A 22316-nucleotide genomic window follows, 5' to 3' on the forward strand; every position below is an offset into this window, starting at 1 on the left:
GGAGCCATGGCACCGCGCCCGGGCGGCGAGAGTGACAAGTTCGGCAACCGCTACGAGGGGGCCTGGACCGTCCGGCAAGCCCTCGACGTGCTCCTCGGCAAAGCCCGATCGATCACCCTCGAACCGCTCTCGCCCTTGGGCGACGGTGTCGAGTTCGTCTGTCACCGGGACAACGGCGTCCAGGCCCACCAGGTGAAACGGCAGAATCGGAACGCGAACAGCTGGACCGTGCTCTCGCTCCGCGAGAAGGGCATCTGGGAAAACCTGCGGCTCCATGTCGACGCCGGCCGCACGTTCCACTTCATATCCACGATCCCCGCCGGGATCGTGGAGGAGCTCACCGACCGGGCACGCCGGGCCGACAACGCCACGGTTTTCAGACGCGAGTGGCTCTCCGCCGAACTCGGGGAGCAGTTCGACGTCCTCGCCTCCGACGTCGTCTACGGCTCCGCCGACGAGGCGTGGCGCATGCTGCGCGGGCTCCGGGTGGAGTGGCCGAACGAGCGGGAGTTGGCCGACACCAACGCCGTCCTCGCCGAACAGGTCCTGACAGGTGCCTCCGGCAGCCTCGCCGCCCTGGCGGTCGGCGACGTGCTGGTGAACAGTCTCGGCAGCACTCTCGACGCCTCTGCCATCCTCACCGGGCTACGGGCACACGGACTTCAGCCGGTCGCTCCGACGGCAGGTGCCGGTGCGGCCGATTCGGTGGCGGAGGTGACCCGGAAGTGGCGGGCCACGGTCGCCATGGGCCTGCTGCAACCGGTCATCGCTCGAAGCGAGAGCGACCGGTTGCTGGAACTCGCCACCGGAGCCGATCGGCAGACCATCGTGGTGACGGGAGCCGCAGGCAGTGGAAAGAGTGCCGTACTGCACCAGGCCGTCGACCTGCTCATCGCTTCGGGTACGCCGGTGCTCGCCTTCCGGCTGGACCGGTTGGCCGCTTTCACCACCACTCACGAACTGGGACTACGCGTCGAGCTGGCCATGTCTCCGGTCGGTGCGCTCGCGGCGGCCGCCGCAGGGCGGCCCTGTGTCCTGGTCGTGGATCAGCTCGACGCGGTGAGCCTGGTGTCCGGACGCAGTTCGGAAGCATTCGGTCCGGTGGCGGACCTCATCACCGAAGCCGCCGTGTTCCCGGGCATGCGCGTCGTTCTGGTCTGTCGGGCCTTCGATGCCCAGGCCGATCCCCGCATCCGGCAACTCACGGCCTCCGACCACTCGGAACACCTCTCGGTCGAACCGCTGGCGGATGATCAAGTCGACCCCGCGGTGCATCATTTGGGGTTCGATCCCGCACGTCTGACGTCCTCCCAGCGTGCGCTGTTCCGTTCTCCGTTGCACCTGTTCCTGCTGTCCCAGCTCACTGACCGGCGGGCCACCGTAGGGGTCGTGCACTCCGACCGCCAACTCCTCGACGAGTTCTGGGAAGCCAAACGGCGCCGGTGTGAGCTGCGCCTCCCGGAGGTCCGCTTCCACGAAGCGATCTCGATCGTGGCCGCCGCCATGAGCTCTCGTCAGCGGCTGTTCGCCCCGGTCAGCGTGCTCGACCCGGACGACCTCTCCGCCAGCGCGAAAGTCCTGGTATCGGAGAACGTCCTGGTGCGCGACGGTGACAAGCTGGCGTTCTTCCACGAGAGCTTCTTCGACTACGCCTTCGCCCGGGACTGGCTCCGGAGGAACGAGAGCCTGGTCGAGTTCCTGACCGGTGCCGAGCAGGAGCTGTTCCGCCGCGGCCAGGTGCGACAGGTTCTCGGGCACCTGCGGAGCCAGGACGAGGAACGCTTCGTCGAGGAAGTCGAAGCACTCCTGACCAGTCCGGACATTCGCTACCACCTGAAGCAGGTGGCCCTCGCCGTACTCGGCGATCTCGCCGACCCGACGGCCGCGGAGTGGGACGCCGTCGTCCGGGTGCTGGAAATGCGCCCCCCGTTCATGGACCAACTGGTGATCGCGGTCAGGAGCGCGCCCTGGTTCCGCTGCGCGGACGACAGTTCGACGATCGGCGACTGGCTGGCCGGTGCCGACACCAGGGAGCAGGAGTGGGCGGTGCAGTTGATGGGGGCCGGCGCCCAGGACTTTCCGGACCGGGTGGCCCGCCTGCTGGAGCCGCACACCGCACACCCGCGGTTCGGGGGGTGGCTGGCCTGGATCGTCCGCTTCGCCCGGGTCGGCGACAGCAGGCCGTTCCTGGACCTCCTGCTGGGTTCCGTGCGGACGGGACGCCTCCTCGGCCACGAACATCTCCTGTGGATGGCGGCGGACGATTTCACCGACGAGCAGCCCGCGTGGGCGGTGGAGTTGATCGGGGCGCTGCTCTCGGACAGTCCCGACGCGTCGCAGTTGGACGGCCAGGGCCGGATCACCGCTCTGACCTCCAGGGACAATTACGCGGTACAGGTCATCGCCGCTGCGGCCACCGGCGCTCCAGAAGAGTTCTGTGCCACAGTCCTGCCTCTGCTCCTTCGCTCGATGGCGGCGACAGCCCGGCCGCAGCGCTCGGGCGGCATGTACGACCTCCACTTCTCGACTCGCTATCCCGAGGAGCGGCCCTCCGAGGTGGCCGAGGCCCTGTTCCACGGCGCGACCGGCGCATTGAGGACGGTGACCGAACGAGACCCCGTCCGGGCCCGGATGTTCCTGACGGATCTGGCCGATTCGCCGTACGAAGCCGCCACTTGGCTGCTCTACCAGGCGCTCTCCGTCGGAGGAAGGGAGCTCGCGCCGTGGTCGGCCGAGCTCCTGCTGGAAGGACCGCACCGACTCTTCGTCGGCTACATGTCGCACTCCACCTGGGGCACGCGCGAACTGCTGCTCGCCATCGGCGACGCACTGCCCCGGCGCACCCTCACGGATCTGGAAAGCCTGATCCTCCATCTGCGGCTGCCCCACGACGGCAGCCTGTCTCCCTGGCACGAGTTCCCCCTGCTCTCTGCCCTCCCCGAGCAACGACTCTCCGAACGTGCCGGACGTCGGCTGGGCGAGCTCCGCCGACTGCTCGGCAGGACCGAGCCCGAGGAACCGCGAGGAATCAAGGTCGACTTCGCCGCCTCTCCCATCCCCCCGGATTCCGCCCGCCGCATGAGCGACGACCAGTGGCTCGCTGCCTGGAAGAAGCACACCACGGACCGGGTCGACTGGTCGACCGGCACCGGAGGCGCCCGGGAACTCGCCCATGTCCTGCAGAACCTGACGGCAGAGGACCCTGTCAGGTTCGCCCGACTCGCCCTGCGGATCGACGGCGGGACCTACCCGGCGTACGGGTCCTCCCTCCTGCTCGGCCTCGGCGACGCCGAGCAGTTCGACGATGCGGAACCGCTCTTCGCCGCGGTACGTCACCTCGCCGAGCAGAACAGGCCGGCTCATGACCGCTGGCTGGGGTGGGCCGTCCGCAAGCACCTCGAGAGAGTGCCGCTCGATCTGGTGGAAGCGATTCTGCAGCGTGCCCTGAACTCCACCGACCCCGCCCCGGCCGACGAAGACACTGTCATGCCGGAGGGGCAGCGCGACCTGCTGGCATCGGGCATCAACACTGTGCGTGGCAGTGTCGCCGAGAGCTTGGGCAATCTGCTCCTCACCGATCCCGACGGAGCCCGAGCCACCCTGGTACTGCCCCACCTGAGGCAGTTGGCAATCGACCCCTCCCCCGCGGTCCGGGCCTGCGTGGCGCATGTGCTCTATGCGGCGCTGCGCCACGACCGTGCCGCCGTTGCCGCGGCGTTCGACCTCCTGGTCCAAGCCCCCGATCCGCTGCTCGCCTCGCACCACGTCCTGCGGCTGCATGTGGCGCTCTGCCACGGAGATCCTGTGGCGGGTCGACCGGTGACCGCACGCATGCTGCGCTCCGAGGTCGCCGAGGTGCGAAGGGCCGGAGGCCAGGTCGCAGCGCTCGCGGCCATGGACTGGGGGGCCGTCGATCTCCTGGAAGGGGTGCTCGACAACGACGATGCCGAGCAGATGGCGGGCGCAGCGGTGGTGTGCGCCCATCGCCTCTCACGGACCGGGGACGCCGCTCTCACCAACCGTGCACTGGTCCGGTTCTTCCATCACCCCGAGAAAAGTGTCCGGGAGGCGGCCGCGGAGGTCGCCGGCGCTCTGCGCGGGCAACGGCTCGGTCCCGTCAAGGAAGCATTGACCACGCTGATGGCTTCTCGTGCGTTCGAGGATGCGCTGCCACAACTCCTGATCACCTTCGACGAGGCCGACGACCGGATCGAACAGTTGGTCCTGGACTGTGTGCGCCAGTTCCTCAGGGTGTTCGGTGCCGATGTGGCGGACATGCGCACGCGGGCGGCCGCCGATGCGCACCACATCGGTGAACTACTGGTTCGGGTACATGCCAGGGCCGCTTCCAAACCGCTGCGCGCCGAGATCCTCGATCTGCTGGACAAGCTGCTGATGCTGGGAGCCTTCGGTGTCGCCGAGGCGATCGCCGACGCGGACCGGGACTGATCTCCGCTTTGCGCATGCGCCCAACACCCGGGCCGTACGCTGCCGTACGCCCCGGCGCACGCACGCCCGCGCTCGGGAAACGCCTACCGGCGTCGGGAATGCCCGTGCTGTCCTGGGCCCATGACTGACCCCTCGTACATGAGCGATCGCTCTCCGTTCCTGTGTGCACTCTCGGCCGGGACCAGGGCAGCCCTGGAACGAATCGGCGGGACAAGGGATTTCTCGACCGGAGAGGTCCTCATCACGGAAGGCGATGAACAACACGACCTGTGGTGCCTCCTGGAAGGGAAAGTGAAGGTCACCTGCCTGTCCGACGGCCGCAAACCGTCGCTGGTGGACCTCAAGGGCGCCTGCGACGTGGTGGGCGAGATCGCGGCGATGGACTGCGGGATGCGCTCTGCGACCGTCACCGCCTGCGCCGACGGAGCGGCGCGTGTCATTCCGCGGGGAGCGCTGGAGCCGTTCCTCCTCGACCATCCGGATGCGATGCACGCCCTGCACCAGGTGGTCGGCGACCGTCTGCGGAGGTCCGACCGCCAGCGCCTGGAATTCGGCAGGTATCCGGTCCTGGTTCGACTGGCCCGGGTGTTACTGGAACTCGCCGAAGCACATGGAACATCGACGGCGGAAACGGCGCGCATCGATGTGAACATGACCCATTCCGAGCTGGCCTCACTCGTCGGCGCGAAGACGGGCACCGTACAGAAAGCACTCGCAGAACTGGGGAGGAACGGCCTGATCGAAACTGGCGAAAAACGGACTCACATCCGCAGCAAGAGCGGCCTGCGCAGGGTGGCTCAGGGGCACACCAGCCTGCGCCCGGTCAAGTATTCCGCATAAATTCGGGATTCTGGACTCTCTGCCACCGAATCTCCCACAGTTGGCGTGCACCGCACCCAACACTGATGGAAGGTGGCGAGTTGTTGTGATCGAACAGGTCTCCCTCCGGAACCCGGAGAGTCCCCAGGGGCAGCGGATCTGCATGGGGGCAGACGTCGAGAAGTACAGCTGCCTCGACACCCGGGCCCAGTCGGCTGTGCAGGCCGACCTGGTCCGGCTGCTGGACGAGGCGGCCGCGTTCTCCGGGCTGGACCGCACGACTTGGGAGCGGCAGCCCCAGGGCGATTCCGAGTTCGCGGTCCTCCCCGAGAGCACACCGGAAACGGCCGTCCTCGGCCCTTTCGTGCAGCACCTCACCGCCTGCCTCCGCGTCTTCAACGCCCGTGTGGCCGCTCCTCGCATCCGGCTCAGGCTCGCCGTCGACGCCGGTATCGCCGCCGGCTCCGCACTCGGCCACGCGGGGCCGGCGCCGGTGGCCGTGGCCCGGTACATCAACTCGGCCCAATTGAAGGCCACGCTGACCGGGCTCCCCACCGCGGATCTGGCCGTCATGATCTCCGATCGGCTGTACCAGGACGTCGTCCGGTCCGGACACCCCGATCTCGACCCCGGCCAGTACCTGCGTGTCCACGTCCGGGTCAAGGAATTCCTGGGTTATGCCTGGATCCTGGTGCCGGGTCACGGACCGGACGAGATGCGGGAGTTCGTGGACGGGCCGACGAATCCGTGGCCCGTGCCACCGGCCGCGGCCACGGCGATCGCCGTGGCCGCAGCTCCGATGCCGCTCACCCAGCACGTCAAGCACGGTGCCGCCGTGGGCCGGGATGTGCACGGCACGATCACGATCGGGGCGCCCGCGCACTTTCCGCGCAACAGCCTCCGGTACGCCCGATGACGCCCGCCCAGGACGGCACGCCCCGCATCGGCGACGGGGGCCGTCTCCAGTGGATGGACCGGGGCGTGAACGTCGGCCACGCCATGTACGGCGACATCCACATCCACCCGCCGGAGCCCCAGGTCGGGCCCTCCGGCTTCCGTCCGGCACCTCCCTTTGCCCCACCGGCTCTGCAGACCGGCGCGCTGAGGTCGGCACTCCAGCGTCTGACCTTGGCCTGCGACCGAACCAGTAGCGCCCTGGAGAGCGCCGGGCCCGATCTGCTCCGGGAGGAGAAGCGATGAGTTGCACCGCACCCCCGCTCCACACATTCACACGTCTCGGCCGGGCCCTGCTCTCGGCACCCGAGGACACTCAGCCCCACCTCGACCTGAAGTTCGACGGGTGCGAGCTGCGACTCTCCCCCTCGGCGTGCAGGACGGCCCTGTACGGGCAGCCGCGTGATCCTGCACTGCGCCGCGCAATCTGGCGGCAGGCCGTCTCCGATGCCCGGAGCGAGTCCCGGGACAGCGCGGGCGTCCGTTCGCTCCTCGTCGTCTGGCTGGCCGCTCCCGGGATGAACCGGCAGGTGAACCGGCTCCTGGATCTCTGGCGGCTCGACCGTTCCGATCTGGAGTCGGAGGCCGTCGTGGGCGTGCTCGCCGCTCTCGTTGAAGCCGACCCCGACGCGCCGGAGATCGGCGGACGGCTGATCGGGGCCGGCATCCGGCAGATGTGGATGTACGCCGGCCGGGTCAGGAAGGAAGTCCCCAGGGTGAACCTCGGCCGCTTCACCCGGGCCCGCGCCTCCACGCTGTCCGGAGTCCCGTACCGGGCCCAGGCCCAACTGTGGGAGCTGTGCGTCGCCCCGCCGCAACGGACTGCCCGGTCGGCCGAGACACCTCGGCCCGCCGATACATCGCACTGCCTCGAGGGAGAACGGCTCGGCGCGCTCGCCCACAACGTGGGCCTGCCCGAACTCGCCTTCCGTGCCCGGCGGCACGAAGGAAACCGTCGAGTCGCCATCCTGGCGCTCCGTCCGACCGGAGGTCCGCGATGACCACCACCAGGTCCGGTCCGCCGATGGGATTCGCGGAGGCCTTCGACCTGCCGCTGAGCATCGACCTGCGGACGGCTGCCCGCGCTGTCGGTGTCTGCCCCGGAACCGCGTACAAGCTGATCCGGCTGGGGGCCTTTCCGTGTCCCGTGCTCCGTGTCGGCCGGAAGTACCGCGTCGCCACCACCGACCTGCTTCGAGCGCTCGGCATCGAGGAACGCCCGGTGTACTCGGACGATCTGGAGGCCGGCGCCATCCATGCCGCCCGACTCGACGGCACCGACGCCCCGGGGCGGGAGGGCCGCTCATGACTGCATCGCTCCGGACGCCGGGGCCCGACACCCCCCGGCAGTGCTTCGTCATCGGCCCCATCGGAAACCCGTACGCCGCGCATGGCAGCCCCGAACGGGATGCGTACGAGCACCACCTCACGATCTTCGAGCAGGTGATCGCCCCCGCCTGCGAGAAGTTCGACGTCACCGCGCTGCGGGCGGACGACATCGCCGACGCCGGTGACATCAACGAACAGATCTGCCGACACGTCATCGGCTCCGACCTGGTCATCGCGGATGTCAGCGGCGGCAATCCCAACGTGATGTACGAGCTGGGCCTGCGCCATCTCAACGGAGGTCCCACCATCCACATCGGGGAGGACGGTCAACTCCCCTTCGACATCGCCTCGGTGCGAACGATCAAGTACCAGCGGTCGCGCAGCATGCTCGCCACGGCCCGCCGCCGGATCGAAAGTGCGTTGGAAGCCGGCTTCCGCGACGGCTTCGAGCTCCTCACCCCGGCCCGTGTCCTGCGAGAGATCCAACCCGACACCCGCCGTCCCCCGGACCCGGCTGCCGCGGAGGAGACCCAAGAGGATCGCCCGGGCCTGCTGGACGACATCGCCGCTGTCGAAGACGGACTGGGCGAGCTGACCGCGCAACTGGTCTCCATCGTGCAGACGGTCGAGACCATCGGGTCGCTGACCGAGAAGCACCACACCGAGGCCCTCGATCTCGCGCGGGCCGGCGCACCGGCGAACGCACAACTCGCAGTGATGATGCGGTTCGCGCACGCGCTCGGCCGTCCGGCTGGAGAAATACGTTCCACCACTCGGGACTTCGTGGAACGGATGAATCGTTCGGACAGCGGTGTCCGTACGGCACTCGCTCTCGTGCAGGACATTCCGGCCGAGAAGCGCGACGACAGGACCGCCTTGTTCCTCAATCAGCTCGTCACGCTGAAAACGAGTGCCGCGACCGGGTTGGCTGAGCTCACCCGTTTCGGTACGGCCGCAGGAAACATGACTCGAATGAGCCGGTACCTGCGGAAGCCGCTGCAGGACATGTCCGGTGCGGCGAAAGAGTTGGAATCGGCCATCACCTGCATCGGCGCGTGGGCCGACCGGGCCCGTTCGCTGCTGCCGTCCGACGAGGAGTGACAGCCCCGCTCCGCAGGCGGCCCGGGCCCGTTGCGGGTCCGGGCCGCAACCCGATTGTGGTTAGAGCCAGTTGCGGCGTTTGAAGACGAGGTAGAGGCTGACGCAGACCACGCCCATCAGGCCGATGGCGAAGGGGTAGCCGAAGGCCCAGTGGAGTTCGGGCATCTCCTCGAAGTTCATGCCGTAGACGGTGCCGATCAGGGTGGGGGCGAAGAGGATGGCGGCCCAGGAGGAGATCTTCTTGATCTCGTCGTTCTGGGCGTGGCCGGCCTCGGCGAGTTGTTTCATCTCCTCGTTCTGGCGCTGGGAGACCAGGGTGGCGTTGACGGTGAGGATGTTCTGGAGCATCTGGCGGAAGCCGTCGACGCGTTCGGCGGCGTAGGTGGCGTGGTCGGCGACGTCGCGCAGGTAGCGCTGGAGCTCCTCGTCGGTGCCGTACTTCTGGAAGCCGGACTCGAGGGCCCGCATGATCTCCAGCAGCGGGCCGGTGGCGCGCTGGAACTCGATGACCTCGCGGGAGAGTTCGTAGATGCGGCGGGAGACCTGGGGGTCGCCGCCGAAGACCTCGGTCTCGATCTCGTCGATGTCGTGCTGGAGGCCGGCGATGACGGGGGCGTAGCCGTCGACGACCGCGTCGAGGACGGCGTAGAGGACGGCTTCGGGGCCGAGGGCGAGGAGTTCGGGGTCGGCTTCGAGGCGGCTGCGGACGGCGGAGAGGTCCGGGGACTGGGAGTGGCGGACGGTCAGGACGAAGTCGGGGCCGACGAAGAGGTGGATCTCGCCGAAGTCGACCTCCTCGACGTCGTCGAGGTAGCGGGCGGCGCGCAGCACGACGAAGAGGGTGTCGCCGTAGCGTTCCAGCTTGGGGCGCTGGTGGGCGACGATGGCGTCTTCCAGGGCGAGTTCGTGGAGGTCGAACTTCTCGGCGGCTTCGACGAGTTGGGACTCGGCGGGGCGGTAGAGGCCGATCCAGGCCATGGTGCCGGGCTTGTCGGGGAGTTCGCGGTGGATCTCGGCGAGGGTGGCGGGGCTGTCGATCCGGTGGCCGTCGCGGTAGACAGCGGCGTCGACGACGGAGTGCTCGACGGAGTCCGCGGGGCCGTCGTCGGGGTGCTGATCGGACCGCGGGTCCATGGAGTGCTCCGGGGCCGAGCCGCGGTCGGCGGGCCGGGCGGTGGTCCGGGTGAAGGGTCGCTTGCTCGCGCGCACGGCGCGCACACGCCAGTCGGACACGGCGGTACCTCTCGCAGGGTTCGGGGCGGCCCGGTGGGCGGGCCGCGGGCCCGGCGGCGTCCGTGCGCGGCGCGCGGGCCCGGGGGAACGCGGAGGTTCAGCGGGCGGTGCGCGGGCGGGGGTGCCGGGGGCCGGAAGGGCGGGGTGACGTCCCGGTGCGGGGCCGACTTCGACCCGGACTGCTGCGTTCCACCGCCCCCACCTCCTCGCGTTCCGGACGCGCCCGGCGCGTCGGTGACCGCGCCCCAGTCTAGCCCGCCGGCAGGCACGGGCCGGGCGGGCACCGGGCCGGACCGGAGCGTCGGGTCGGAGGGCCGGGTCGGAGCGTCGGGTCAGAGCATCGGATAGGAGTCGAGGAACATCTCCCAGAAGTGGGTGGTGCCGCCGAACGGCAGCGGGTCCCAGCGGTCCATGCCTTCGCGGATGATCTCGTCGATGTCGGCCCAGTCGTAGGGCGTGGGGCTCTCCTCGGGGCCCGGGCGTTCGACGGCGGTCTTGTAGACCAGGTAGGAGAACGAGGAGAGGTCGCCGTGCACCCGCTCGTACTCGACCTCGTGGTCGGGGTCGGAGATCCAGATGGTGCCGTCGTCGGCGTGCACGTACACCGTGGACTGGTAGACCTCGCCGAGTTGGCGCAGCCGCCCGTGCGGGGTGTCGACCGGTTCGCCGTCCCCGTACGGGTCGGTGAACGCCCTCGCGGGGGCGCCGGTCCGGCCGGACGGGGCGGCCGCGAGTCCGGCGAGGAGCCGGAACAGGCCGTCCGCGTGCGGGATTCCAACCTCGGCGGCGAACCGGGCGGCGTCCGGGTGGTGCGGCCAGAGCCGGGCCGCGGCGGCCGGGTCCAGTCGCAGCATGCCGCCGGGGGCGACGTGTTCCTCGGTGACGGTCCGCCAGTCGATCCGCACCAGCATCGGGCTGTTCCTTCCTCCGGGCCCACCGCCTCGTTCCGGTGGGCGGCGCCGTGAACGGTCGCGTGGACGGCCATGTGAACGGCCGTGCGAACGGCCGCGTGAACGGTCGTACCCTATCCGCCTGCCGGAACCGGGTGGCGTCGGCCGGTCGCGGTGGGTCAGACTCGCCGGGTGACCGAGACGAGCGCCACCGCCCTGGACGACCAACTCCGCACCCTGACCGGCCTGCTGACGGCCGGTTCTGCCGCCGAACGGGAGTCGGCGTGCCTCCGGCTGGGCCGGATCGCCGACCCGGCGGAGGACGAGGTGAAGGCCCTGATCGCACCCCCGCTGCTGGCCCTGGCCGGGCGGGAGCGGGACGTCCGGGTGCTGCCCGCGCTGGTACGGGCCCTCGCGGCCACCTACGACCCGCGGGCGCTGCCGGTGCTGACGGGGCTGGCCAGGCATCCGGACGCCGCGGTCCGGCGGGCGGTCGCCGAGTCGCTGACCGCGCTGGAGACCGAGCGGGCGGACGGCCCGGACGTGGCGGCCCTGCTGGCGCTGGCCCGGGACACCGACCCGGAGGTCCGCGAGTGGGCGGTGTTCGCGCTCGGCAGCCAGCTGACGGCGTACGGTCCGGCGATCCGGGCGGCGCTGCACGAGCGGCTGGACGACGAGGACGAGGACGTCGTCGACGAGGCGGTGCGCGGGCTGGCGCGCCGTCAGGAGGGCGCGGTGACGGAGCTGCTGGCCGAGTTGCTGGCGGACGAGGCCGACGATCCGCACCCGGTCACGCTGCGGGCCGCCGCCACCCTCGGCCGTCCCGAACTGCTGCCCGCGCTGCGGGAGTCGGCCGCCGCGCAGCCGCTGGTCACGGCGGCCCTGGCGGCCTGCGACCCGGAGCGCCGGGAGCAACTGGCCGTCGACGGCTGGCAACTGGTCGAGGCCCTGGACGCGCTCCGGCCGGACCTGGCCGCCGCGCTCTGCTCCGAGCGCTTCTCCCCGAACGTCGACCTGCTGCTGCCCGGCGCGCCGGACCCGGCCCGCTACTCGGTCCCGCACCTGCTGCAGCGCGCCGGCGCGGACCCGTCCCGCGCCGCATCGCTGGTGGACACCGACCTGCCGGCGGCGGACGGAAACTCCTGACGGCCCGTCAACAGACTTGTTCTCCCTATGGGTTGACGGCGGCTTCGACGGCGGCCTCGGCGTGGATGCGGGTGGTGGGGAAGACCGGGACGGGGCTGTCGGCGGGGCCGATCAGCAGCTCGATCTCGGTGCAGCCGAGGATCACGCCCTCCGCCCCGGCGGCGACCAGGTCGGCGATCACCGCGCGGTAGGCGGCGCGGGACTCCTCGCGGACCACGCCGAGGCACAGCTCCTGGTAGATGATCCGGTGCACGGCGGCCCGGCCGGGCGCGTCGGGGACGAGCACGTCGAGGCCGTGCGCGGCGAGCCGGTCGCGGTAGAAGTCCTGCTCCATGGTGAACGCGGTGCCGAGCAGGCCGACCCGCCGCACCCCGGCTGCCAGGACGGCGCGGGCGGTGGCGTCGCCGAGGTGCAGCAGCGGGATGTCGACGGCGTCGGCGACCTGCCCGGCGACCTTGTGCATGGTGTTGGTGCAGATCAGCAGCAGGTCGGCGCCGGCCGCCTCGACGGCGCGGGCGGCGGCGGCCAGCAGGTCGCCGGCCGCCGCCCACTCCCCCGCCGCCTGCAGCCGCTCGACCTCGGCGAAGTCCACGGAGTACAGCACGCACTTCGCGGAGTGCAGGCCGCCGAGGCGGTCCCGGACGAGTTCGTTGAGCAGCCGGTAGTAGGCGGCGGTGGATTCCCAGCTCATGCCGCCGAGCAGTCCGATGGTCTTCATCGGGCCACTCTCGCACGCCCGGCGCGGTGCCCTCGTCGGGCGCCCCCGCCCACCCGGCACCCGGCCCACCCGGCACCCCGCCCACCCGGCACACCGTTCGCTCCGGGGCCGGGCGGCGGGTCACAGCTCCAGGGTGACCCGGTGCTGCCGCAGCCAGCCGTCCAGCAGGAGCACCAGCTCGCCGCTGCCGCGCAGTTCGTCGCCCGGGGCGTGCGCGACGGCCTTGGTGGCGGCGGGCAGGTCGAGCAGGTCGCGGACGGGCGCGTCCCGGTCGGCCAGCAGGTCGCGCAGTTCGGCCCGCAGCGCCTCGGCGTAGCGCGGGTCCTGGGTGGACGGGTAGGGGCTCTTGACCCGCTGGGCGACCGCCTCGGGCAGCACGTCGCGGGTGGCGGCGCGCAGCAGCGACTTCTCCCGGCCGTCGAAGGTCTTCATCGTCCAGGGGGTGTTGAAGACGTACTCGACCAGGCGGTGGTCGCAGAACGGGACGCGGACCTCCAGGCCGACGGCCATCGAGGCGCGGTCCTTGCGGTCGAGCAGGAGTTGGACGAAGCGGGTGAGGTGGAAGTGGCCGATCTCGCGCATCCGGCGTTCCGTCGGGTCCTCGCCGGGCAGTCGGGGGACGTCGGCGAGGGCCTGCCGGTACTGGGCGTCGCGGTAGCCGGGCAGGTCGATCCGGTCGAGCAGGCCGGGGGCGAGCAGGGCCTGCGGGCCGCCGGGGGCGCCGCGGCCGGAGAAGGCGTGGGCGAGGGTGTAGAGCCAGGGGAAGCCGTCGTGGGCGACGGCCCGCGGGTCGTGGAACCACAGGTAGCCGCCGAACACCTCGTCGGCGGACTCGCCGGACAGCGCGACGGTGGACTGTGCGCGGATCGCCTTGAACAGCAGGTAGAGCGAGGTGTCGCCCTCGCCGAGGCCGATCGGCAGGTCGCGGGCGGCGAGCACGGCGTCCCGGTTGCGACGGTCGATCAGGTCGGCGGTGTCGAGGACGATGTCGCGGTGCGCGGCGCCGACGTGCTCGGCGAGGGCGTGCGCGTAGGGGCCGTCGGGGGTGCCGCGGAGCGCGTCGGGGGTGAAGTTCTCGGCCTGGCCGGTGAAGTCGACGGCGAAGGAGCGGACCGGGCCCTGTCCGGCGGCGGCCAGGCCGCGGGCGGCGAGCGCGGTGATCACCGAGGAGTCGAGGCCGCCGGAGAGCAGGGTGCACAGCGGGACGTCGGCGATCAGCTGGCGGGCCACGATGTCGTCGAGCAGCTCGCGGACGGTGGCCACGGTGGTCGGCAGGTCGTCGGTGTGCTCGCGGGCCTCCAGCGCCCAGTAGCGGCGCTCGGTGAGGCCGCCGCGGCGGACCCGCAGGGTGTGGCCGGGCCTCAGTTCGCGCATGCCGCGGTAGACGGCATGGCCGGGGGCCTTGACCATGGCGAGCAGTTCGGCGAAGCCCTCGGCGTCGACGGCGGCGCGGGTCGCGGGGTGGGCGAGGATCGCCTTCGGCTCGGAGCCGAACAGGACGCCGTCGGGGGTGGGCCAGTAGTACAGCGGTTTGATGCCCATCCGGTCGCGGACCAGCAGCAGCTCCTCGGTGCGCGGGTCCCAGAGCGCGAAGGCGTACATGCCGTTGAGGTGCGCGGTGAAGTCCTCGCCCCACTCCAGGTAGGCGTGCAGGGCGACCTCGGTGTCGCTGTCGGTGCGGAACGCGTGGCCGCGGGTGCGCAGTTCGGCGCGCAGTTCGCGGTAGTTGTAGATCTCGCCGCTGTAGGTGGTGACCAGGACGGTGCGGCCGTCGTGCTCGGCGGCCATCGGCTGGCGGCCGCCGTCGAGGTCGATGACGGCGAGCCGGCGGTGGCCGAGGCCGACGTGGGTGTCCAGCCAGACGCCGGCGGCGTCCGGTCCCCGGCACTCCATGGTCCGGGTCATCGCGGCGAGGGTGGCGTGCTCGGTGCTCAGGTCCCGGTCGAACGAGACCCATCCGGTGATCCCGCACATGTGTGGGTGGCCCTTCCTCTACGGGACCGGCGCCGCGCCGCCCCGGGGGTGGTGGCGGGGGCGGGGCCGTCTCCCGTACGGCCGCGCCGGCGGCACGACGCTAGGCCCGTTGGATGCATCACACAACCAAGTGCGGGTCAGGGCCGTCCGGTTCGGGCCACTGTCCGCCCCCGCCCCGACCTGCGCCCCCGCCGGACCGACGGTTCGTCAACTCACCTTCCGCGTCCGACGATCTGGCCCGAACCGGGCTACCGGCGGACGGGGCCACGGGCGGACGGGACCACCGGCGGACCCGGCTACGGACCGACCGTCACCCGGTGCTCGACGAAGCTGCGCGCCGTCGTCACGCCCGGCGCGTACCGCAGCCGGGCGGGCTCCACCGGCAGGCCCAGCAGCGCCCGCAGGTACTGGCCGACCAGGTCCGCGCCCGCCGCCAGCGAGATCGGCAGGCCGCCCGCGCACCGCGGGTTGACCTCCACCACCCGGGCCGGCCCGTCCTCCGCCAGGAACCCCTGGACGTTGACCAGCCCGGTCAGCCCGAACGCCCGCGCCAGCACGCCGACCAGGGCGTCCACCCGGGCGTCCGCGAACGTCGTCCCCCGGGTGGCGATCCCGCCGCGCACCTGGGTCCGCCAGCGCGGCACCGCGGCCAGCACCGTGCCGTCCCGTCCGATCAGGCAGTCCGCGGTGAACTCCCGTCCCGGCAGCAGGGTCTGCACGATCGGCTCCGGGACGCGGCGCAGCAGCGTCGGGAAGTCCGCCGGGTCGTGGACGGCGAACACGTCGCGCGAGCCCCGGCCCCGGCGCGGCTTGACGATCCACGGGCCCGGCAGCGCGCCGGGCCCCGCGAGGGCCGTCCCCGGCGCGGGGACGCCCGCGTGGGCGACGGCCTCGGCGAACGCCCACTTGTCCAGGCAGGCGGTGACGGTGGCCGGCTCCGGGAACCAGGCGGCGATCCCCTTGTCGGTGAACTCCCGCTCCCGCCCCGCGAGTCGTTCGAGCTCCTCGCCGACCGTGACGACGACGGCCGCGCAGGCGTGCTCCACGGCGAGGGCGAGCAGCCGCTCGGCGAAGCCCTCCTCCGCCGCGCCCGGCAGCAGCACCGACTCGAACCCCAGGTGCAGCCCCACCCCCTCCGGGTCCACGTCCCCCACCACCGGCACCGCCCCGGCCCGGGCCACCTCCCGCGCCACCACCACCCCGGCCGGCCCCCCGCCCCCGGTCACCAGGACCCGCCGCCCCACCAGGGGCCCGCTGTCGACCATCACCACTCCAACTCTCGAAGAACGAAACCGACGGGGGAACACTTCAGGGGCCCGGGGGCCGGCAGGGCCGGGGGCCGGGCGGGGGTCTACTCCGGTTTGCGGCGGATGCGCAGGGCGACCATGAGCAGCACCACGAGCAGCAGCATCAGGTACGACCAGAGCGTGCCGCCCCAGTCGTGGAAGGCGACCATCGCGGGGATGCCGTAGTCGTTGCCGACCCACAGGACCGCGGCCAGCCGGAGCAGGTTGGCGGCGGCGAAGACCCCTGCCGCGACGCCCGCGCCGACCAGGCGGCGGCGCCAGGTGCCGCCGAGCAGCAGGAGGGAGACGCCCGCGCAGGCCGCCGCCACGGTGAGCGCGGAGCAGGACGGGCTGATCCGGATGAAGAACGGCTGGTGGCCGTGGAAGCCGTGGACCAGGTCGGTGCCGGGGAGTTGGCGGACCATGGTGAGTCCGCACCAGCGGGCGATCGTCGCGGTGGCGGCGGCCTCGGCCCGGGTGACGGGGCCGGTCGCCCAGTGGCCGAGCGCCAGCGTGCCCGCGATCACGGCGAGGACCCGCAGCAGCGGGGCGAGCGGACGGGCCGTCACAGTTCGCTCCCCGCTGCCGCGGCGGCCGCGTTCGGGCGGGTCGCGGTCCGTTCGGTCTTGACCCAGGAGTAGCCGGAGCCGGCCAGGCGGTCGATCAGCGCGCGGGTGCACAGCAGCATCGAGACCACGAACAGGGCGGGGAACAGCAGCAGCAGGAGGACCTCGCGGCGGCGCGTCCCGGCCCGGATCAGGCCGCCGCCGATCTCCAGCACCGGCCCGGCCAGCATCAGCGGGGCGACCGGCCAGAGCGGGACCGTCAGCGCCAGGCCGGGCCAGGAGGCTTCCAGCGCGGCCAGCAGCAGCGCGACCGCGCACAGCACGGGGACGTGGTAGAGGTACAGGAACAGCGTCGCCTCGACCTTGCCGAGCGGGCCGAAGTGCCGGGAGCGCAGCAGCGCGCCCCGGTAGTCGGCGCAGACCTGCTGGTGGCCGCGCGCCCAGCGGTAGCGCTGGCGCCAGTAGCCGCGCAGGGTGGTGACGGCGAGTTCGGTGTCGACGGCGTCCTCCGCGTAGCCGACCTTGCGGCCGCTGAGCCAGACCCGGACGGTCAGGTCGGTGTCCTCGGTGACGGAGTCGGTGTTCCAGCCGCCGAGTTCGCGCAGCACGGAGGTGCGCACGGCGCAGTTCGCGCCGCCGTACGCGGGCAGTCCGAAGGCGGCCCGGCGGCCGGCCATGTTGACCAGGTAGCCGCACAGGTAGTCGACGGCGACCAGGCGGGCGATCAGGCTGTCGCCGGGGTTGCGGACCACGCAGCGGCCCTGGGCGGCGGCGACGGCGGGGTCGTCGAAGACCCGGACCAGGGCGCGCAGCGAGTCGGGGCGGGGCTGGTGGTCGGCGTCGTAGACCACGGTGATCTCGCCGCGCACCGACTCCAGCACCTCGTTGAGGGCGGCGGACTTGCCGCCGACGGCGTCCGGGGCGCGGCGCAGCACCCGCCAGCGCGGCCGGTCCGCGGCGGCGCGTTCCAGCAGGTCGCCGGTGGCGTCGGCGGAGCGGTCGTCGACGAAGACGACGTCGAGCCGGTCGGCGGGGTAGTCGAGCGCGGCCAGCGCCCGGGTCAGCCCGTCCACCACCCGGGCCTCGTTGTGGCACGGGACGAGGACCGTGACGGTTGGCAACTCCCTTTTAGGGCGAGGGAATTCGGCCTTCGGGTGGAGCGCACTGGTGAGCAGCACCAGGTGCCGCAGCAGGTAGAGCCCGAAGACGGCGGCGAGGAACCCGGCGAGCGCGTGGTGCGCCCACTGCGGTTGCCGCCAGAGCAGCGCGACGGCGGCGAGCAGCGGCAGCAGCCGCCACGCCCGCGCACGGCGGAGGACGGCCCCCGCCCGCCCGAACACCCCCGCCCCTCCTCCGCGCCCCGCCTCCACCGGCTCCGACTTCACCGGCTCCGGCTTCCGCTGCTCCGGCTTCACGGCCGTTCCTCCTCGGCGCGGCTCGCGGCGAAGCCCTCCACGTGGGCGAGCAGCAGGGCGAGCGCGTCCGGGGTCCGGTCGACGCCGCGGACGGCGGTCAGTTCCCGTGCCGTCAACGCCTCGGGCAGGTCGGGGAGTTCGCGGTACTCGCCCTGCCGGACCCGGAAGACCGGGATGCCGAGCCGGGCCGCGCCGAGGACGTCCTTGTCGGGGCGGTCGCCGAGCACGAAGGCGTCGACGGGGCGGCAGCCGAGCAGTGCGAGGGCGTGCCGGAAGCCGTCGGGGGCGGGCTTGCGGGCGGACCGGCCGCCGGGGAGGGCGTCGGTGCAGACCAGGTGCGAGACCAGCGGGGCGAGTCCGGTGGCGGCGAGCTTGGCGCGCTGCTGCTCGGGGTTGCCGTCGGTGAGCACGACGACGGGGACCGACTCGGCGAGCCGGGCGAGCTGTTCGGCGACACCGGGGTACGGGGTCAGCGTGCGGGGGCGGAACGCCCGGAAGACGTCCACCAGTTGCCGGGCCGTCCCGGGTTCGTGGCAGCCGAGTGCGGCCAGCGCCCGGTCGACGATCCGGCCCCGGTCGCTGCCCTCGGCGCAGATCCGGTCCAGGGCGGCGCGCAACGCGGCCCGGTCCTGGCCGAGTTCGGCCCCGGCGTCGGCGACGGCGTCCCAGGCGGCGGCGAGGAACTCGGCCTGCGGGTAGAGCGTGTCGTCCAGGTCGACGATCAGGCCGGCGGGGCGGCGGCGGGTCACGCGCCCACCTGCCGGGTCGCGGCCGCGCCGACGGCGGCGTCCGAACTTCCTTGCTGCGGACGGACGGTGAGCAGGCTGCGGGTGGCGGTGAACGCTTCCGCGGCTTCCAACCGTCCTTGGAAGCCGCGGAAGCGGGCCTGGGCGGCCAGCGCGTCGAGGTCGACCCGGCGGGAGCCGACCACCTGGGAGAGGTGGTGGCGCAGCAGGGCGAGCTTGCCGGGGACGTGGCCGGCGACGTCGCTGTACACGGTGGGGTGGAAGTCCAAGGTGGTGGGGCCTTCGTAGTGCAGCAGGTGGGGGTGGGTGCGGGCGGCGGCGACGGTGGCGTCGGCGGCGGCCCGGTGGTCCTGGTGCGAGTCGGCGGGGGCGTGGGTGAGGACCAGGTCGGGCCGGAACTCGGCGAGGACCTGCTCGATCCGGCCGGTCAGCGCGGCGTCGTGGACGAGTTCGCCGTCCCGGAAGCCGCCCCGGTAGAGGGTGGCGCCGAGGTGGTCGGCAGCGGACCGCTGTTCGCGGGAGCGCAGTTCGGGGTCGCCGGGGCCGAGGCGGCCGTCGGTGAGCACCAGCAGGCCGACGGCCGCACCGTCCTGACGGGCCTTCAGCAGGGTTGCTCCGCAGCCGAGTTCGATGTCGTCGGGGTGGGCGCCGATCGCCAGTATCCTCATCGCCGGGCCTCCTGCGGCGCAGCGGGCACCGGGCCGGGGCCGGGGCCGGAGCCCGGACCTGGGCCGGGTTCGCGCAGCGCCAGCCGGTCGGCCGCGTGCAGGCGCAGCAGCAGGTCGGCGATCCGCTCGGCGGTGTGCCCGTCGCCGTAGGGGCAGGGGAGTTCGGCGATCCGCGCCTGCTCGGCGGGGTGCAGCAGGCGGCGGGCCGCGGCGAGCGCGCGGTCCGGGTCGAGGCCGGTCAGGACGGCCTGGCCGAGGGCGACGCCCTCGGGGCGCGGGGTGCTCTCGCGCAGCACGACGGCGGGGACGCCGAACCAGCCGGCCTCCTCCTGGAGTCCGCCGGAGTCGGTGGCGACCAGCGCCGAGGAGGCGATCAACTCCAGCATGCGGCGGTGCGGTTGGGGGTCGAGCAGTTCGACGCCGGGGTGGCGCAGCGCGTCGGCGAGGCCGTGCGCGGCGAGCCGGTCGGCGGTGCGCGGGTGCAGCGGGAAGACCACCGGCCCGCACCTGTCGGCCAGCGCGCGGACGGTGGCGACCAGTGCGGCCAGCCGCCCGGGCGCGTCGACGGTGCCGGGGCGGTGCGCGGTGACCAGCACGCCGCGCCGCCGGGCCACGGGGACGGGGTCGACGCCGGAGGCGCGCAGCACGTCCAGCACGGTGTTGCCGACCACGTGCACGCCGTCGGCGGGGACGCCCTCGCGCAGCAGGTTGGCGCGGGCCCCGGCGGTGGGGGCGAGGTGGACGGTGGCGAGGTCGGCGGCGACGGTGCGGTTGCTCTCCTCCGGGGAGAGCGGGTTGTGCGAGCGCAGCCCGGCCTCGACGTGCGCGACGGGAATGCCGTGCCGGCGGGCGGCGAGCGCGACCAGCGACACCGTCCAGGTGTCGCCCTGGACGACGGCCAGGTCGGGGCGCGGCCCGGCGGCGAAGTGGCCGAGGGCGTGGGTGAGCAGGCCGCCGGTGCGGGCGGCCTCGTCGCCGGTGAGTTCCCAGCGCTCGTCGGGGTGGACGCCGAGGTCGGCGAAGAAGTCGCCGGCCATCCGCCGGTCGTGGTGCTGGCCGGTGGCGACCAGTCGGACGGCGGCCCCGGCGGAGCGCAGCGCGTGCACCACGGGCGCGAGCTTGACGATCTCGGGCCGGGTGCCGGCGAAGACGGTGATCTGCGGCGCCCGGCCGGGACGGGGCGTCCCGGCCGGGGCCTGCTGCGGGGCGGCGCTCATCAGGAGGCGGGGACCTCGAGACCGCTGCGGTGCTTCTGCCAGGCGCTGTAGCCCGCGTACCCGGCGCCGGCGGCGAGGGCGGCGCCGGCCAGCAGCGCGCCGGAGCCGAAGGCGGGGGTGTCGACGGTGGCGGCGGTGCGGCTGATGGTGATCCGGTCGATCTCGGTGCCGGCCTTGGCGCCCTCGACCGAGATGCCGCGCACCGTCAGGGTGGCGGTGCCGCCGGGGGCGGCGGGCTTGACGTCCACGGCGAGCAGGTTGTGCCCGCGGTAGCGGACCCGCGACCAGTTGACGGCCTCGCTGACCTTGCCGCCGGCCCCGAAGTAGCCGGCCGTGACGCCGGAGACGTCCTTGACGTTGCCCGCGTAGCTCTCCGGCCCGTTCGACGGCAGGCTGTACAGGCTCGCGCCGCCGCCGCCCGCCACGATGTAGGTGGTGCCGTCGGCGACCGGGTTGACGGTGTCGCCGACGGCCGCGGCGCGGGTCGGGTTGCCGCCGCGGATCGGGTCGGTGCGCTCGTACATGTGGTTGTGGCCGTTGATGACCAGGTCCACGTTGTACTTGTCGAACAGCGGGGCCCACTTCTCCCGCACGCCGCCGTCGGAGACGTGACTGGTCGTCACGGCGTAGGCGCAGTGGTGGAAGAAGACGATGACGAAGTCGATCGTCGGGTCGGCCCGCAGCTTGGCGAGGGTCTGCTCCAGCCAGCTGGTCTGGGCGCCGTTCGAGTAGTTCAGGTTCGCCTTGATCTCGTAGGAGACGTCGTTGGCGTCGAGCGACAGCACCGCGACGTTGCCGTAGGTGAAGGCGTACACGCTGGGGCACTCGGTGGGGCCGCTGGTCGGCAGGTCCAGGCGCTTCTGGTGGCCGCCGTAGCCGTTCGGCGAGTACCAGGCCTCCATGTCGTGGTTGCCGGTGGCGACCATCCACGGCACGGACTGGGCGACGGGCTCGATCTGCTTGAGGTAGCTGTCCCAGACCGCCGGGTTGTAGCTGTCCGTCAGCTTGCCCTGGCCGTTCGGGTCGGCGTAGCAGATGTCGCCGGCCAGCAGGTGGAACTTCGGGTTCTGCGCGGTGATCTGGGCGTTCTCCAGCGCGGCCTGGGCGCTGGCGCCCTGGTCGCCCATCGCGGTGAAGGTGAACGGCTGCAGGGCGGAGCCGCTGCCGGTCGGGCCGGTGGTGAAGGAGTTCACCGGGCCGGACGCGGCCTCCAGGCCCTCGTGGCCGACCGCGTAGTAGTACGTGGTGTTGGGGCTGAGCTTGTCCAGCGCGGCGTGCCCGTAGTACTGCTCCAGCGGGGCGCCGGTGCCGTAGTCGCTGTGCAGGTTGCGGATCTCGGCCTGCACGGTCTGGCTCAGGTCGGTCGGCGAAGTGCCCAGCCGCAGAACGGGGTTGGACACCGCGGACGGCACCTGCCAGCCGACCCGCATCTGCGTCGCCGGGTCGTTGCCGAACGCCAGGTGCCGGCCGAACGGCACCACCGCCGACCCCGGGGTGTCCGCGTACGCGGCCCGGGTCATCAGCATCGGGCCCGCCGCGACGGCCGCCGCACCGAAGATCCCGGCCCGCAGCACGCTGCGCCGCGAGACGCCCTTGCGGACGTCCTGCCAGTACTCGTACTGCTCGGCGATGGTCATCTCGTCGGCCCGGCGGCGCGACACCCGGAAGCCGGGAAGGTCCACGGGATATCCCCATTCAATGAACGATCGACTGATGCGGAAGCGGAACCTCGCCTTCGCCCGGAGGAGATTCATCCCCCGAGATGACCCGTTCGCAGACAACCGATGAACAACCGCCGCCCTCGC

Annotated in this window: 18 protein-coding genes; 7 read left to right on the forward strand and 11 right to left on the reverse strand. The window is 72.4% G+C overall.

The window, feature by feature from the left end:
• Nucleotides 1-6: 6 nt before the first annotated feature.
• The 6 genes from ACIQBJ_RS02715 (at nt 7) to ACIQBJ_RS02740 (ending at nt 8652) form a co-directional block, all read left to right on the forward strand.
• Nucleotides 7-4449 carry a hypothetical protein gene (locus tag ACIQBJ_RS02715; RefSeq protein ID WP_400702277.1) on the forward strand — a complete coding sequence of 1481 codons (4443 nt, stop codon included), beginning with the start codon at nt 7-9 and terminating at the stop codon, nt 4447-4449.
• Between the two features lie 120 nt (nt 4450-4569).
• The gene (locus ACIQBJ_RS02720) at nt 4570-5289 is read left to right on the forward strand and encodes a Crp/Fnr family transcriptional regulator (protein WP_400702280.1); all 720 of its coding nucleotides are present in this window, start codon (nt 4570-4572) and stop codon (nt 5287-5289) included.
• An 85-nt stretch (nt 5290-5374) separates the two neighbouring features.
• Entirely contained in the window at nt 5375-6184 is an 810-nt protein-coding gene (locus ACIQBJ_RS02725) for a hypothetical protein (RefSeq protein ID WP_400702283.1), read from the forward strand.
• A gap of 280 nt (nt 6185-6464) precedes the next feature.
• Nucleotides 6465-7223 (forward strand): hypothetical protein, encoded by a 759-nt coding sequence (locus ACIQBJ_RS02730; protein ID WP_400702286.1) that lies wholly within the window; start codon nt 6465-6467, stop codon nt 7221-7223.
• Entirely contained in the window at nt 7220-7531 is a 312-nt protein-coding gene (locus tag ACIQBJ_RS02735; protein WP_400702289.1) for a helix-turn-helix domain-containing protein, read from the forward strand. Before ACIQBJ_RS02730 ends, ACIQBJ_RS02735 begins: the two co-directional genes overlap by 4 nt.
• The gene (locus ACIQBJ_RS02740; RefSeq protein WP_400702292.1) at nt 7528-8652 is read left to right on the forward strand and encodes a hypothetical protein; all 1125 of its coding nucleotides are present in this window, start codon (nt 7528-7530) and stop codon (nt 8650-8652) included. Before ACIQBJ_RS02735 ends, ACIQBJ_RS02740 begins: the two co-directional genes overlap by 4 nt.
• A 60-nt stretch (nt 8653-8712) precedes the next feature.
• On the opposite strand, the gene ACIQBJ_RS02745 is transcribed toward ACIQBJ_RS02740, so the two are convergent.
• Together ACIQBJ_RS02745 and ACIQBJ_RS02750 are read right to left on the reverse strand one after the other, a co-directional pair.
• Nucleotides 8713-9885 (reverse strand): magnesium and cobalt transport protein CorA, encoded by a 1173-nt coding sequence (locus ACIQBJ_RS02745; protein ID WP_400702295.1) that lies wholly within the window; start codon nt 9883-9885, stop codon nt 8713-8715.
• Nucleotides 9886-10217: 332 nt separating this feature from the next.
• Complete coding sequence (locus ACIQBJ_RS02750; RefSeq protein ID WP_400702298.1) at nt 10218-10796, reverse strand: SUKH-4 family immunity protein; 579 nt, start codon at nt 10794-10796, stop codon at nt 10218-10220.
• 171 nt (nt 10797-10967) lie between these two features.
• Here ACIQBJ_RS02750 and ACIQBJ_RS02755 point away from each other — a divergent pair, with 171 nt between their 5' ends.
• The gene (locus tag ACIQBJ_RS02755; protein WP_400702301.1) at nt 10968-11921 is read left to right on the forward strand and encodes a HEAT repeat domain-containing protein; all 954 of its coding nucleotides are present in this window, start codon (nt 10968-10970) and stop codon (nt 11919-11921) included.
• Between the two features lie 25 nt (nt 11922-11946).
• Here ACIQBJ_RS02755 and ACIQBJ_RS02760 read toward each other — a convergent pair whose 3' ends face one another.
• The 9 genes from ACIQBJ_RS02760 to ACIQBJ_RS02800 form a co-directional block, all read right to left on the reverse strand.
• Nucleotides 11947-12639: an aspartate/glutamate racemase family protein gene (locus ACIQBJ_RS02760; RefSeq protein WP_400702304.1), complete on the reverse strand. Its 693-nt coding sequence runs from the start codon at nt 12637-12639 to the stop codon at nt 11947-11949.
• Between the two features lie 120 nt (nt 12640-12759).
• Complete coding sequence (gene asnB, locus ACIQBJ_RS02765) at nt 12760-14613, reverse strand: asparagine synthase (glutamine-hydrolyzing) (protein ID WP_400702307.1); 1854 nt, start codon at nt 14611-14613, stop codon at nt 12760-12762.
• 296 nt (nt 14614-14909) lie between these two features.
• Nucleotides 14910-15878: an ATP-grasp domain-containing protein gene (locus tag ACIQBJ_RS02770; RefSeq protein ID WP_400703462.1), complete on the reverse strand. Its 969-nt coding sequence runs from the start codon at nt 15876-15878 to the stop codon at nt 14910-14912.
• Nucleotides 15879-15964: 86 nt separating this feature from the next.
• A complete protein-coding gene (locus ACIQBJ_RS02775) occupies nt 15965-16468 on the reverse strand; it encodes a hypothetical protein (RefSeq protein WP_400702310.1) in 504 nt (167 codons plus the stop codon).
• Nucleotides 16465-17880 (reverse strand): glycosyltransferase, encoded by a 1416-nt coding sequence (locus ACIQBJ_RS02780; protein ID WP_400702313.1) that lies wholly within the window; start codon nt 17878-17880, stop codon nt 16465-16467. Before ACIQBJ_RS02780 ends, ACIQBJ_RS02775 begins: the two co-directional genes overlap by 4 nt.
• Nucleotides 17877-18629, reverse strand: a complete 753-nt coding sequence (locus tag ACIQBJ_RS02785) for an HAD family hydrolase (RefSeq protein ID WP_400702316.1) — start codon at nt 18627-18629, stop codon at nt 17877-17879. Before ACIQBJ_RS02785 ends, ACIQBJ_RS02780 begins: the two co-directional genes overlap by 4 nt.
• Nucleotides 18626-19294, reverse strand: coding sequence for a PIG-L deacetylase family protein (locus tag ACIQBJ_RS02790; protein WP_400702319.1), 669 nt, complete (start codon nt 19292-19294; stop codon nt 18626-18628). Before ACIQBJ_RS02790 ends, ACIQBJ_RS02785 begins: the two co-directional genes overlap by 4 nt.
• Nucleotides 19291-20511 (reverse strand): non-hydrolyzing UDP-N-acetylglucosamine 2-epimerase, encoded by a 1221-nt coding sequence (gene wecB / locus ACIQBJ_RS02795; protein ID WP_400702322.1) that lies wholly within the window; start codon nt 20509-20511, stop codon nt 19291-19293. The genes ACIQBJ_RS02790 and wecB overlap by 4 nt, the downstream gene beginning before the upstream one ends.
• Nucleotides 20511-22193: a purple acid phosphatase family protein gene (locus tag ACIQBJ_RS02800; RefSeq protein WP_400702325.1), complete on the reverse strand. Its 1683-nt coding sequence runs from the start codon at nt 22191-22193 to the stop codon at nt 20511-20513. Before ACIQBJ_RS02800 ends, wecB begins: the two co-directional genes overlap by 1 nt.
• Between the last annotated feature and the right edge of the window lie 123 nt (nt 22194-22316).

This window comes from Kitasatospora sp. NPDC088391 (assembly GCF_044753345.1).
GTDB lineage: Bacteria > Actinomycetota > Actinomycetes > Streptomycetales > Streptomycetaceae > Kitasatospora.